The sequence below is a fragment of the Neptuniibacter sp. genome (assembly GCF_024231755.1).
Classification (GTDB): Bacteria; Pseudomonadota; Gammaproteobacteria; order Pseudomonadales; family Balneatricaceae; genus Neptuniibacter.
In genome coordinates this window covers 1-12774 of the sequence record NZ_JAAEQH010000333.1, presented here as the reverse complement: position 1 = coordinate 12774, position 12774 = coordinate 1, and the positions used below count along the sequence as shown (strand labels likewise).

The following is a 12774-nucleotide window of genomic DNA, read 5'->3' as shown; positions in this document are numbered from 1 at the left end:
TCGTTGTGAAGAAAAAAAGAGTTTTATGGGCAAATTTCTATTGTCTAATGGACCAATCAAGTGGTGCATCTCTGGCGATTCGCCAAATGCTTTTACAGCTACAGACACGTGGTTATGAAGTAGAGATTCTTGGAGCGACCATTTTCGATTCGCCACGTGGTGCCATAAAGCTTGAACCACAGAGAGCTAAGGTAAAGGATGCAGAGTATTTTCAGTTTAACGATGGCACCCTAAGGCATATATTGGTGAACACTGAAAGTACTAACATTCAGGATCTAAAAGCTACAGAAATTGAAACTCTTTTTTCACTATATCGGAATAAACTAGATAAATTTGAACCTGATATTATTTTTACCTACGGTGGTAAATCTCACGATTGGTTGCTAAGAGCTGAAGCGAGGCTTCGTGGAGTGCCGGTCCTGTTCTATCTTGCTAATGGCAATTACAACGCGGGAGGGTGGACCAGAGATGTCGACCTGATCATGACGGATAGTTATGCTACGGCTGAGATGTATAAGTCTCGCTTGAATGTTGATGTGACACCGATTGGCTCATTCATTGATCCAAAGGAAGTGGTTGCTGAAACTAATACAAGAGAGCATATATTATTTGTTAACCCGTCTTTACAAAAAGGAGCGCTCTTAGTAGTCCAGATTGCAAAATTGCTTGGTGAACTACGTCCTGAAATTAAACTGGAGATTGTTGATTCTCGTGGTGCAGTTGATGAAGTGATAGAGCTTGTACGACATGAGCTGGGTTTGTCTGCAGAATATTTTAAAAATATCATTAAAACGCCTATGACCGATGATATGCGTACCATCTATCAACATACCCGTTTGGTTCTTCATCCTAGTTTAGGCTGGGATAGTGGGCCTCGAGTTCTGGCTGAAGCAATGTTAAATGGAATACCTGCAATTATTACCGACATTGGTGGCCAGCCAAAACAAATAGGAGAAGCTGGGATAAAGGTAAAATTTCCAGAAACTATACATGAGCCTCCGTTTAACAAGCTTGTCCCAGAAAGATGGTTGCAGGAAATTGTGGAAAAGATAATTGAATTCTATGATAACGAAGCTTTGTACCAACACTTTGTTAGCCGTGCCTTTGAGTATGGCAGAAAAGAACATCACATTGAGCGCAGTACTGATCGGCTGATTGCTGCTTTAGAAACTTTGTAAAATTAGTAATGCTTCTAGTAATTGCACCTAAGAGATGAGGGGTGTTTTATAGAATGATAAAGGCAGTAAAATGACTCAGGTAGTAGTTGTGTTGAGTTCTTACTCTACAGGGTCTACCGCTCTTGTAGGTTATTTGGATAGGCTGGGCGGCTATACCTGTCCTCCTCACCAAATGACCAATGATGAGCGTACACCAAATAGTTATGAGCCAAAAGCCTTGCAGGTTCGTCTTACTCGTTCCGTTGATGAGTTTACCTTCAGGTCGAAAAAAAAGGCCGCTTTTTTTAGCGAATGGTTTAGCAGATGGATCACGCAAGAACAGGAAAAAGCGGCTGAGCTGGGGCTGCAATATATTGTTCTTAAGCATCCGTTACTGGCTTTTTTTATTGAAGAAATAAATGAGTTGTGTTCACCAAAGTTCGTTGTAATTACCCGGCCAGCCAGCAAAATTGAAGCGACTCGATTACGGCGAGGATGGCATAAATCATACGGCCAGGTAGGGGCAAATGTGATTTACCCTATGGTGTATTCGAAACTTGCGGAACATGGGTTAAATGCGTTGTGTATCAGTTTTGAAAGCTTCGCTGCAGATACAGAAATACGTCAGAAACTAATGGATTGGCTCTCTATATCGCCTACTGGGCAACAAATAGAAGACGCCGAAGGTTGGCTGCGATAATCGTTGTATATGATAAAAATTGGATTTAGCCCCTGAGTATCTCTCAGGGGAAACGATTATAAGGGTTACAGCCAACATTATGATCGAGCAAGGTTACTTCTTTGCAACCTTGCAGCCGAAGGACTTTAAAGCCCCGCGTATACTTGAAAGACTCTCTGCAGGTACATGTACAGTAAGCCTTTTAATGCCTTCCTGTTTGTCTGCTTCTTCCTTTGCCCGTGTCACCGCATTTTCTACTGATTTTGTCTTTACGTCATATTTCTCAGCAGCTTCATCAAAAGAAAGCCCCGCGTAAACAACTGCGCGAGCAGCACAAACAACGGCAGAATTGATACGGGTATTGCTAATACCTTCTTCGAACTCTTCAGGGGTGATATTCACAATGTTTCCGATGACCTCTTCTGTTAACGCGCAAATGGTACCAGCGTTTTGCAATTATAAAAACGCTATATTTAGTATCAATTCGTTAAAGCTAACACCTTAATTCCTGTCCGGGGGTAAAGTGTTTTCTTAGGCTATGTTTGGAATAGAACTAGCCAAGATTATAGCTCTATTGATAGGAGGTATTTATGTTAGGAGCTCTGGCAACTGAGTGATTAAATCAACCACAGAGCTGCTTCTCGATTTGCCTTCGCTACTTAAATGAACGGTATTTAGGTATGTCCGGGTGGATTATCTACACGAATCCTTTACCAACGGAACATTTTAATGTAATGCTTTCGGAACAGGTTGCTCTTTTTCAGGGCTAATCTGTTCCTGCATCCATTCAGGCCAGGCATTGTTAGGCCATTCAGCTTTTTTATAATTAGCCATCAAGACATTCAGCCATTGGCGAATTAATAGAGGAGGGAGTTCCAGCGCTGCCAACTGTTCGGGTTCTTCGGCCTTGTCTTTAAAAATTAATCTTATTCCGCCAGGAGGTTGTTGAATATCGAGGCTAAGAGCTAACCATTCGGTTTCTGCTTCGTCGGCAGGGACTGCAGTATCCAGGCCTTGTTCAACACGTTCTGCATGTTTGTTTTGAGCTCTTTGTTGCTGAATACTGTTTAACAGATCACTACGTGGAGTGTTGTCATCCTGTTGCTTTTCAAACCAGCCTGTTACATGTGGGATCAGACGGTTGAGCATACGTTGTGTTAGCCAGATTACACACACTTTATCATCTTTGAATTGCCCGCTTAGCCTGATCCTGTCCTGAATTGGGTCATATTGGGTAGTTACTTTGGAAAGAACAGGGGCTTTTTTTTGCATTTTGTGCTCTTGTTTGGTTTGTGCTCTTGTTTTGACGGCACTCTGTTTTCGACAGCTCTATTGTCTAGCTAGTGCTACAGGCCAGGGATAAATTTGCTCGGAACAGGCCAGACTCTTTTTCGGTTAATGTGCCTGGAGGGTCTGTATGCTTGGCTCAGGTTGATAAAGTAACATATCATGATGCTGGTAAAAAGATAATGAACATGGAGGTTCAATGACTAAGATTATCCATCATGGTGCAGTTGCAGGTGTTACCGGTTCCTGTCATCAGTTATTTGCAGAAAATGATGCCTCAATACTCATTGATTGTGGTTTATTTCAGGGCGCTGAAACCGATTCGCGCGGCCGTAATCAAGCGGTAATAGACTTTGCGTTGGAAGGTGTCCAAGCCTTAATTGTTACGCATTGCCATATAGATCATGTTGGTCGCATACCTTATCTCCTTGCCGCCGGTTTCAATAAGCCTATCTATGCAACGGAAGCTACGGCAAAGTTACTTCCTTTAGTGATCGAAGACGCTATCAAGTTAGGCATCTCAAGAGATGAAAAACTAATAGCCAGGGTTTTACAGCATCTGAAGTTTCTACTTCAGCCTATTAGTTATGACCAGTGGTTTTCACTTGAGGGCATAAATAAAACGAAGTGCCGCTTTCGGGTGGCTGGCCATATCCTTGGTTCAGCTTATCTGGAGTTTGATTGGCAGGGTGAGAGGGTGGTTTTTTCCGGTGATTTAGGTGCCCCTTACACGCCTTTACTACCTGCACCGAAACCTCCTTATCGCGCCGATTGTCTGGTGCTGGAAAGTACTTATGGCGATCAATTACATGAGCAGAGGAGGCAGCGCAGACGAAAGCTTAAGCAGATTGTGGAGCATTGTCTGACTGATGCCGGTGCTGTACTTATCCCGGCTTTCAGCATCGGCCGGACGCAGGAGTTGTTGTATGAAATTGAAGATATTACCCATCGCTCTAAAGCTGACTGGTCCGATCTGGATATCATTGTGGATTCGCCACTTGCTAATGAATTCACCCAGCATTACCGAGAACTGCAGCAGCTTTGGGATAAGGAAGCAAAAAGAAAGATTAGTTTAGGTAGACACCCTCTATCTTTTGAGCAGCTGATAACAATTGACAATCATTCTGATCATCAGCGTTTGGTCCAGTATCTTAAACGCTCGGCCCGGCCGGTAATCGTGATTGCTGCAAGTGGGATGTGCGTAGGCGGACGTATTGTTAACTATCTTAAGGCGCTCCTACCTGATCCACGTACAGATCTGCTATTTGTTGGCTATCAGGCAATAGGTACACCGGGAAGGGATATTCAGAAATATGGTCCGCGTGGAGGTTATGTTTTTCTTGAGGGGGAGAAAATTGATATCCGGGCTGGTGTGCATACGATTTCCGGTTATTCTGCGCATGCGGATCAGAAGGATTTGATCAATTTTGTGAAGAGAATGCGAGTGAAACCACGTGAGATTCGTTTAATTCATGGTGATGACCGGGCTAAGCAGGTTTTAAAGGAAAAATTAGAGCTTCTCTTGCCAGATACTAAAGTCTGGGTGCCAAGGGAATAAGAGTTTTACGGTAAACACTGTGGTTTTTAGTAGGGCTATTGTTTGTGCTACGAAGAAAGGGTGTGTGGGTTATTTTGAGATGATTGATCTTATAAAGGGGGTAAATACTTCATCAATCAGCGCATTTCGGTGCAATGATGCAGGGCGTAAAAGGACGAAAACAAAGTTGCACGATCCTTGTGCGATATGTTCATTTACCAATAAATGTTTTACAACTCTCACTAGAGTGGGGCAAGCCGCCTAACCTCTAGGGGTATACATTTCAATGAATGTAGAACCTTGTCCGTAAGTAAGAAAGGGTTTGAAATTTTAATGAGAGCTTGCACAGTCCGTGTGCGCATACTCTCATGCTACATATGACCTATATAGCGGCGCAATTCTACCACTGATCAAACCCTCAACAAAGTGCCTAGATCAAAAAATCACCAGAAGTATTATAGTGTTGTAATACTGCTGGAGCATGGTTTATGGACTCATAAGTGCATTAGCAGGTCGTTACTGGCTGAACCGCGCTTGAGTCGGCGGGAAAATTCGGGTGATTTCCATTTCACCCGAACCAGGGATCACCGATTGGCAAAGTACATTGTTACTTCGAAACCAATACGCAGATCGTTATAGCTAGGTTTTGACCACTTCATATTGCATCTCCTGCTCTTTGAGTAACTATGAATATAGATGTGAAGAGCAGATATGTCGTATTAATAATATCTACATGGGTGATAGGTTAGTTCAATGATTACTTGTATCAGGTTAGTTACGAGCGAGTATCCGCGGATATTAGTTGGCACAGAAAGCTGCCATAACTAAGTAGCTTCAAGCTTGAATGGTCCGTAGTAAAAGTATTGCGTAGTACGAATTGCTTAGCAGTGAAATGAAACAGAACGTTGTGTGAGCTGTGGGATGGTGGGCCTTCCGGGACTCGAACCCAGGACCTGCCGATTATGAGTCGGATGCTCTAACCAACTGAGCTAAAGGCCCCCAAAATTGAGGTGGCCCATGATACCGGCAAGGAATCATGGGCACAAGGTTTTGATTTAAAAGTATTTACTACTCGTCCAGGAAGCCGCGCAGGTGTTCAGAGCGGCTTGGGTGACGTAGTTTGCGCAGGGCTTTGGCTTCGATCTGACGGATACGCTCACGGGTAACGTCAAACTGTTTACCAACTTCTTCGAGAGTGTGGTCGGTGTTCATTTCGATACCGAAACGCATACGCAGTACTTTAGATTCACGTACTGTCAGGCCTGCTAGAACCTCACGGGTTGCTTCGCGCAGACCTTCGCCTGTAGCGGAATCAACGGGTGAAGAGATGGTAACGTCTTCAATAAAGTCACCCAGGCTGGAATCTTCATCGTCACCGATTGGCGTTTCCATTGAGATAGGTTCTTTAGCGATCTTCAGAACTTTGCGTACCTTGTCTTCCGGCATCTCCATACGTTCTGCCAGCTCTTCAGGAGTAGCTTCGCGACCCATTTCCTGCAGCATCTGACGGGAGATACGATTCAGTTTGTTGATCGTTTCGATCATATGAACCGGAATACGGATAGTACGTGCCTGGTCGGCAATAGAGCGAGTGATCGCCTGACGAATCCACCAGGTTGCGTAGGTGGAGAACTTATAACCACGGCGATATTCAAACTTATCAACCGCTTTCATCAGACCGATGTTGCCTTCCTGAATTAGGTCAAGGAACTGCAGGCCACGGTTTGTGTATTTCTTAGCGATAGAGATAACCAGACGTAGGTTGGCTTCCACCATCTCTTTCTTCGCGCGGCGGGCACGAGCTTCACCGATCGACATGCGACGGTTAACTTCTTTAATCTCTGCCAAACTAATGCAAGTGTCATGTTCTGCTTGGATCAGTTTTTTCTGTGCACGTTTCAGTTCAATCAGGTTAGTCTTGATTGCGCGGGAGTAATCTTCGCCCGAATCAATAACCGTTTTAAACCAGTCTGGGTTGGTTTCATTGCCAGGGAATTCTTTTATAAATACCTTACGTGGCATTTTTGCGCGCTGCGTACAGATACGCATAATCGTGCGTTCCTGGGCGCGAACGTTATTGATGGTGCCACGAATACGTTCAACCAGTGCATCATAATAACGCGGTGACAGTTTGATCGGAGCGAATGCTTCGCTAACAGCAATTTGGGCATCGCCAAATGCTTTGCTGTCTCGGCCATCTTTCTCTATAGCGGCATAGAGCGCTTCCAGAGCGTCGCGTACAAGACCGAAGCGACGAGCGGCTTCTTCTGGGTCAGGGCCTTTCTCTTTTTCGTCTTCGTCATCCTCATCATCCTCTTCTTCATCACCGGTAACTTGAGCGGCAGGAGGGATGATTTCGTCATCATCAGCGTCAATATAACCACTGAAGATATCACTTAAACGGCCTTCTTCTTCTATGGTCAGGTCGTAAGCAGCAAGAATGGAGTCAACTGTGCCAGGGAAGCAGGCAACTGCAGACATAACTTCGCGCAGGCCTTCTTCGATACGTTTGGCAATGCTGATTTCGCCTTCACGGGTCAGCAGCTCAACTGTACCCATCTCACGCATATACATACGGACTGGGTCAGTGGTACGGCCAGCATCGGATTCTACTGCTGCCAGTGCGGCAACGGCTTCCTCGTCTGCTTCTTCCGCAGAATCACCCTCTGTCATCAGCAGTGTTTCTGCATCCGGTGCTTCTTCAGACACGGAGATACCCATGTCATTGATCATGCGGATGATATCTTCTACCTGATCGGGATCTGCAATATCCTGTGGCAGGTGGTCATTAACCTCTGAGTAGGTTAGGTAACCCTGTTCTTTACCGCGGGCGATCAATTCCTTAAGACGAGACTGCTGTTGCTGAGAAGTATCGGACATAGGACCTGTGACTTGATGAAAAAATAGATGAAAATTCGAGCAGGCCATTATAGCGGCGACGCAGCTATTTTGCTAGGAAAATAGGCTGGGTGCTCAAAGCTCAATTACAAGTTAAAAATAGACTATTTTTCAGCAACTTGCTGAATATTTAAGTAAGTCTTAAGAGCTAAATGAGGGCGTGGTGCAGTTTTTCAAGCATTAGCGGGTAATTTATTGCCTTGAACCGGATTTTAACTGGTGGAGTTGCTGCATTTTTTCCACCAGGCGTACCTTTTCTTCGTTGCTGAGTTGATGTTTCTTCTGTAGCTCAGAAATTTCGAAGTTCAGGGCCTTTTCAGTAAGACCGTGCTGAGCATCTTTAAGATATTGGCGTGCTTCATTCTCGGAGTGGATCTCCAGTGAGGTGGAGATCTCATAGAGTTTGATAATGGTATTAGATAGTTCACTACTCTCGCGCCAATCAACCGCCAGTTGTCCCAGCGATGATTTAGGATTTTCTTGATAATAATTAACCAGCTGTAGCAGAACTTTTATATCTTGTTCAGTCGAATCTGAAAGGCCTTGAGGCAGATTAAACTCAGTCGCCAGTTGCGGGTAGTGCAGCAGCAGAGATGTGATTTTTTCAGCGAAGGTCAGCTCGGTATTTTTTGTCGGACGAGAGAAAGGCTTGCGGCCCTGATTATTTTGGAACCGCTTTGGTGAGCTGCTTTCATGACTGCTTTGCTGGTTGTATTGATGCCCGTGGAAATCATCATAATCGCCAGCAGGCTCAGAATAGGATGTATCTGCTGGGTAGTAGTCATACTCTGATATATCTGACGGCTGGGTGTCGGTCTGACTCATTTCACGGCTGGATTCTGCCGGCTTAACAGCTTGATGGAAATTGACCGTTGTCTGGATCTGCTCCAGGGATAGATGAGTGATGTCGCAAATTCGATCCAGCATCATCTGTTGTAGCAAGCTAGGTTTCATCGAATTGATGGCGGGAAGCACTTCTGTACTGAAGCGGGCACGCCCATCCATGCTGTCCAGGTCTGCATCTTCCGAATAACTTTTAAAGAAAAATTCAGAAAGTGGCAGAGCTGTGTTTAATCTTTCGGTAAAGGCTTCTTTGCCTTCCTGTCTTACCAGGCTATCGGGATCTTCTCCGTCAGGTAGAAAGAGGAAGCGGGCTTCTTTTCCATCTTCAATAACAGGCAAGGTGGTTTTCAGAGCGCGCATCGCAGCTTCGCGACCTGCATCATCGCCGTCGAAACAGAAAATCACTTCTGGAACCATTTTGAAAAGGCGTTCCAGGTGTTGGGCTGTGGTCGCGGTACCGAGTGTGGCAACAGCATAGTGGATGTCGTATTGAGCGAGTCCTACTACATCCATATAACCTTCAACAATGATTAAGCGATCGAGTTTGCTGTTGTGCTTGCGGGCTTCATACAGGCCATATAGCTCACGGCTTTTATGGAAGGTAGGCGTTTCCGGGGAGTTTAGGTACTTGGGTTTATCGTCACCCAATACACGGCCACCGAAGGCAATTACCCGACCACGCTGATCGCGGATCGGGAACATGATGCGATTACGGAAACGATCATAACGACTGTCGCGCTCTTCGTTATGAATCACCATGCCTGCTTCTTCAAGAAGTTTGATGGCTTTTTCATCGCCACCACTTAACGCTTTTATTAGGTTATCCCAACCCGAGGGGGCATATCCGATACTGAAGGCTTTGGCGGCCTGTCCGGTTAAACCACGTGACTTTAGATAGCTAACGGCATCGCTGCGATTTTCATTGCTGCGCAGTTGTTCTTCATAGAATTGACCGGCTTCGGTCAGCAGGTCATAGAGCTTTTTCAGCTGCTGGTCTTTTTCGCGCTGTTGTGGGGAGTCGTCTCGTGGAACTTCCATGCCTGCAATTTTCGCCAGCTCCTCAACTGCTTCAGGGAAGTTGAGGTTTTCGTACTCCATCATAAAGCCAAGCGCATTGCCGCCAGCCCCGCAGCCAAAGCAGTAGTAGAACTGTTTTTCCTGATTGGCAGTGAAAGAGGGTGTTTTCTCTTTATGGAAAGGGCAGAGGCCTGAGTAGTTTTTGCCGGTGCGTTTCAGCTTCTGGACACGACCGTCCAGCACATCAATTATGTTGATGCGGGCTAACAGGTCATCAATAAAATGCTGAGGTATTCGTCCGGCCATGGAGTGTGCTGCTGATTATGTTCAGCGGCAGTTTAACCGGATAGCTGGGCTTTTACGAGTTGAGATACTGTACCCATATCGGCGCGACCTTGAATCTGGGGTTTGAGAATCCCCATAACTTTGCCCATGTCCTGCATAGACTGTGCGCCGGATTGTTCTGCAGCTTGTTTTACGAGGCCTGCAATCTCCTCATCGGTTAGCGGTTGCGGCAGGAAAGTTTTAATCACCTCCAGCTCCTGTCGCTCAGCATCTGCAAGATCCATACGTGCCGCTTCTTCAAATTGCGAGATCGAGTCGCGGCGCTGCTTGGACATTTTATCCAGCACCGCCAGCACTCTTGTGTCATCCAGCTCAATACGTTCATCGACTTCGATACGCTTGAGTTCAGCCAGCATCATGCGAATAGTTGCTAAACGTGCTTTATCTTTAGCACGCATGGCAGCTTTCATCTCTGTAGTGATCTGCTGCTTTAGCTCTGACATGGGAGGCCTCTATTTAACCGGATGGGATCTTAAATCTCGTGGATTAGTACAGGCGAACGCGACGAGCGTTTTCGCGAGATACTTTTTTAGCGTGACGCTTCACTGCAGCAGCAGCTTTACGCTTACGAACAGAAGTTGGCTTCTCGTAGAATTCACGACGACGAACTTCAGCCAGGATACCTGCTTTTTCGCAAGAACGTTTGAAACGACGCAGAGCTACATCAAATGGCTCGTTTTCTTTAACTTTTACAGCTGGCATGTTTGAACAAACCCTATAAATTGTTTAGTTAATCCACTTTAAAATACTGCCAATTATCTGCCTACAAAGTAGACGGTTTTATGGCAGGCGCGAAATTCTATTCCTTTACTAAGGTTAAGTAAAGCAGTTAATCAGGTTTTCGGTTGTAGTGTTGGAGCGATGTCCCCATCGCGAACCCTAAAAAGCTCTGTATTAAGAGAGGGACTAGCAATAGTTTAGAGACTTGCCCTGTGAACGTTAAAATCTTTAGCTTTAATATCGTGGTGAGGACACCACTCCAACAAGGTGTATAATGCCGCCATTAATCTTAGGCTTGTGGGTAAGTGATGCGCGTACTGGGAATAGAGACCTCCTGTGATGAGACCGGAATAGCAATCTACGACAGCGAAAACGGTTTGCTGGGGGATGCTTTATATAGTCAGGTGAAAATGCACGCTGAGTATGGTGGCGTCGTACCTGAATTAGCTTCTCGTGATCATGTTCGCAAGCTGTTACCGCTGTTGGATGAAACCTTTAAAAAAGCCGGATTAAAAAAAGGTGATGTGGATGCGGTTGCTTATACATCAGGTCCAGGTTTGATCGGAGCGCTGATGGTAGGTGCATCTACTGGTCGTGCTATGGCTATGGCCTGGGATGTTCCTGCAATAGGCGTGCATCATATGGAGGGTCATCTACTGGCTCCGATGCTGGAAGACAACCCACCAGAATTCCCTTTTGTCGCGTTGCTTGTTTCAGGTGGTCACACCCAGTTAGTTCGGGTTGATGGTATTGGCCAGTATGAGCTGCTAGGCGAGTCTCTGGATGATGCAGCTGGGGAAGCGTTTGATAAAGCAGCCAAGATGATGGGCTTGGACTATCCGGGTGGCCCATTGATTGCCAAGCATGCAGCTCAAGGTGACCGCACCCGTTTCCGCTTTCCTCGTCCGATGACTGATCGTCCTGGAATGGATTTCAGTTTTTCAGGCCTGAAAACTTTTACCTTGAATACAGCGAACGATCATCGTGATGAGAATGGTCAGCTGGATCCACAAACTATCTGTGATATTGCTGCGGCTTTTGAAGAAGCTGTCGTGGATACGCTAGCGATTAAATGCCGCCGTGCCCTACAGCATACAGGCTTTAAGCAGTTGATCATCGCTGGTGGGGTAAGTGCTAATCAGCGTTTACGTGAGCGACTCGAAGTGATGGTGGAGAAAGAACGCTCAAAACTGTTTTATGCGCGCCCTGAATTTTGTACCGATAATGGGGCAATGATCGCTTATGCGGGTTGCCAGCGATTATTGGCAGGACAGCAAAGTGATCTATGTATTGTAACCAAGCCACGTTGGCCTCTGGATACCCTTGAGCCAATTTAAGGCTGTTAATTTAAAGGCGAGGTTCCTGGCCGTGCAGCAGGTTTTGAATATTACTGCGGTGGCTGAATAGTAATAGGGCAGCAATCAACCATAGGGTAAATAGATACTCTGGGGCGGTTAGCCAGATAAAAATAGGTGCAATCAATGCAGTACCTATGGAGGCAAGAGAAGAGATCCTGCCGATAGCTGCGATAAGACCCCAGCAGAGTAGCTGGACAATCGCCAGAGGCCAGAAAAGGCCAATGCATGCTCCAAAGGTGGTGGCGACACCTTTTCCTCCTTTAAACGAGGATAAAGCGGGAAATAGATGCCCGGAAATGGCTGCTAGACAGCAGAGGGACTTTTCCAGTTCGCCTAGCTCAAGCAGCAAACATGGGAGTACGGCAAGAAAACCTTTGCCGGCGTCTCCTAAGAGGGTGTATGCGGCTGCCTTACGCGTGCCGATACGTAACACATTAGTTGTGCCTGGATTGCCTGACCCCTGTTTTCTGGGATCGGGAATATCAAAGGCATGACAGACCAGTACCGCTGTGGGAATTGATCCCCAGAGGTAGGCTAGCAGGGCTAGGCCAATTGTTAGCGTTACTGAGTCGTTCATATGAAATCAGAAAAAATAGTTACAGGTTCCAGAATGGACTTAGTTTACATACGTGAGTTAGAGGTGGAAACGGTTATAGGTATCTATGACTGGGAGCGGGAGATCCGTCAGGTGGTGAATCTGGATCTTGAGATGGCTACCGATATCCGTCAGGCCGCTAATACAGAAGATGTTGAAAACACCCTGAACTACAAATCTGTATCTGATCGTCTGATTGAGTTTATTGAACAAAGTGAGTTTTTGTTGGTGGAAACCATGGCTGAGCAGATTGCTGAACTGGTGATGAAAGAGTTTTCTGTTAAGTGGTTGCGTCTGCGTTTAGGTAAGCCGGGTGCAGTTCCTCAAGCTAAGGATGT

The 12774-nt window shown here is 45.8% G+C and carries 13 protein-coding genes and 1 tRNA gene; 5 read left to right on the top strand and 9 right to left on the bottom strand.

The window, feature by feature from the left end; genetic code table 11:
- Positions 1–5: 5 nt before the first annotated feature.
- Positions 6–1178 (top strand): glycosyltransferase family 4 protein, encoded by a 1173-nt coding sequence (locus tag GY843_RS19380; RefSeq protein ID WP_297312141.1) that lies wholly within the window; start codon positions 6–8, stop codon positions 1176–1178.
- Between the two features lie 70 nt (positions 1179–1248).
- Positions 1249–1857, top strand: coding sequence for a hypothetical protein (locus GY843_RS19375; RefSeq protein WP_297312140.1), 609 nt, complete (start codon positions 1249–1251; stop codon positions 1855–1857).
- Positions 1858–1950: 93 nt separating this feature from the next.
- Here GY843_RS19375 and GY843_RS19370 read toward each other — a convergent pair whose 3' ends face one another.
- Together GY843_RS19370 and GY843_RS19365 are read right to left on the bottom strand one after the other, a co-directional pair.
- Positions 1951–2238, bottom strand: coding sequence for a hypothetical protein (locus GY843_RS19370; RefSeq protein ID WP_297312139.1), 288 nt, complete (start codon positions 2236–2238; stop codon positions 1951–1953).
- A gap of 324 nt (positions 2239–2562) precedes the next feature.
- Complete coding sequence (locus GY843_RS19365; protein WP_297312137.1) at positions 2563–3108, bottom strand: hypothetical protein; 546 nt, start codon at positions 3106–3108, stop codon at positions 2563–2565.
- Positions 3109–3322: 214 nt separating this feature from the next.
- On the opposite strand from GY843_RS19365, the gene GY843_RS19360 reads away from it, so the two are divergent.
- Positions 3323–4681, top strand: coding sequence for an MBL fold metallo-hydrolase (locus GY843_RS19360; protein ID WP_297312135.1), 1359 nt, complete (start codon positions 3323–3325; stop codon positions 4679–4681).
- Positions 4682–5244: 563 nt separating this feature from the next.
- On the opposite strand, the gene pqqA is transcribed toward GY843_RS19360, so the two are convergent.
- The 6 genes from pqqA to rpsU form a co-directional block, all read right to left on the bottom strand.
- Positions 5245–5319 (bottom strand): pyrroloquinoline quinone precursor peptide PqqA, encoded by a 75-nt coding sequence (gene pqqA, locus GY843_RS19355; RefSeq protein ID WP_297312161.1) that lies wholly within the window; start codon positions 5317–5319, stop codon positions 5245–5247.
- A gap of 263 nt (positions 5320–5582) precedes the next feature.
- A tRNA-Ile gene (locus GY843_RS19350) sits at positions 5583–5659 on the bottom strand.
- 69 nt (positions 5660–5728) lie between these two features.
- Complete coding sequence (gene rpoD, locus GY843_RS19345) at positions 5729–7540, bottom strand: RNA polymerase sigma factor RpoD (RefSeq protein ID WP_297312133.1); 1812 nt, start codon at positions 7538–7540, stop codon at positions 5729–5731.
- 210 nt (positions 7541–7750) lie between these two features.
- Positions 7751–9724, bottom strand: coding sequence for a DNA primase (gene dnaG / locus GY843_RS19340; RefSeq protein ID WP_297312132.1), 1974 nt, complete (start codon positions 9722–9724; stop codon positions 7751–7753).
- A 32-nt stretch (positions 9725–9756) separates the two neighbouring features.
- The gene (locus GY843_RS19335; protein ID WP_297312130.1) at positions 9757–10206 is read right to left on the bottom strand and encodes a GatB/YqeY domain-containing protein; all 450 of its coding nucleotides are present in this window, start codon (positions 10204–10206) and stop codon (positions 9757–9759) included.
- A 43-nt stretch (positions 10207–10249) separates the two neighbouring features.
- A complete protein-coding gene (rpsU, locus tag GY843_RS19330; RefSeq protein ID WP_275814767.1) occupies positions 10250–10465 on the bottom strand; it encodes a 30S ribosomal protein S21 in 216 nt (71 codons plus the stop codon).
- Positions 10466–10791: 326 nt separating this feature from the next.
- Here rpsU and tsaD point away from each other — a divergent pair, with 326 nt between their 5' ends.
- Positions 10792–11820, top strand: coding sequence for a tRNA (adenosine(37)-N6)-threonylcarbamoyltransferase complex transferase subunit TsaD (tsaD, locus tag GY843_RS19325; RefSeq protein WP_297312128.1), 1029 nt, complete (start codon positions 10792–10794; stop codon positions 11818–11820).
- Between the two features lie 10 nt (positions 11821–11830).
- On the opposite strand, the gene plsY is transcribed toward tsaD, so the two are convergent.
- Entirely contained in the window at positions 11831–12418 is a 588-nt protein-coding gene (gene plsY, locus GY843_RS19320) for a glycerol-3-phosphate 1-O-acyltransferase PlsY (protein WP_297312126.1), read from the bottom strand.
- 33 nt (positions 12419–12451) lie between these two features.
- Here plsY and folB point away from each other — a divergent pair.
- The coding region (gene folB / locus GY843_RS19315) for a dihydroneopterin aldolase (protein ID WP_297312124.1) at positions 12452–12774 on the top strand (323 nt) is incomplete at its 3' end.

Bases quoted from the DNA above. Each gene is read 5' to 3' on its own strand.
- GY843_RS19375 (WP_297312140.1), top strand. From the start codon at position 1,249: ATGACTCAGGTAGTAGTTGTGTTGAGTTCTTACTCTACAGGGTCTACC.
- GY843_RS19365 (WP_297312137.1), bottom strand. From the start codon at position 3,108: ATGCAAAAAAAAGCCCCTGTTCTTTCCAAAGTAACTACCCAATATGAC.
- GY843_RS19360 (WP_297312135.1), top strand. From the start codon at position 3,323: ATGACTAAGATTATCCATCATGGTGCAGTTGCAGGTGTTACCGGTTCC.
- rpoD (WP_297312133.1), bottom strand. From the start codon at position 7,540: ATGTCCGATACTTCTCAGCAACAGCAGTCTCGTCTTAAGGAATTGATC.
- dnaG (WP_297312132.1), bottom strand. From the start codon at position 9,724: ATGGCCGGACGAATACCTCAGCATTTTATTGATGACCTGTTAGCCCGC.
- GY843_RS19335 (WP_297312130.1), bottom strand. From the start codon at position 10,206: ATGTCAGAGCTAAAGCAGCAGATCACTACAGAGATGAAAGCTGCCATG.
- rpsU (WP_275814767.1), bottom strand. From the start codon at position 10,465: ATGCCAGCTGTAAAAGTTAAAGAAAACGAGCCATTTGATGTAGCTCTG.
- tsaD (WP_297312128.1), top strand. From the start codon at position 10,792: ATGCGCGTACTGGGAATAGAGACCTCCTGTGATGAGACCGGAATAGCA.
- plsY (WP_297312126.1), bottom strand. From the start codon at position 12,418: ATGAACGACTCAGTAACGCTAACAATTGGCCTAGCCCTGCTAGCCTAC.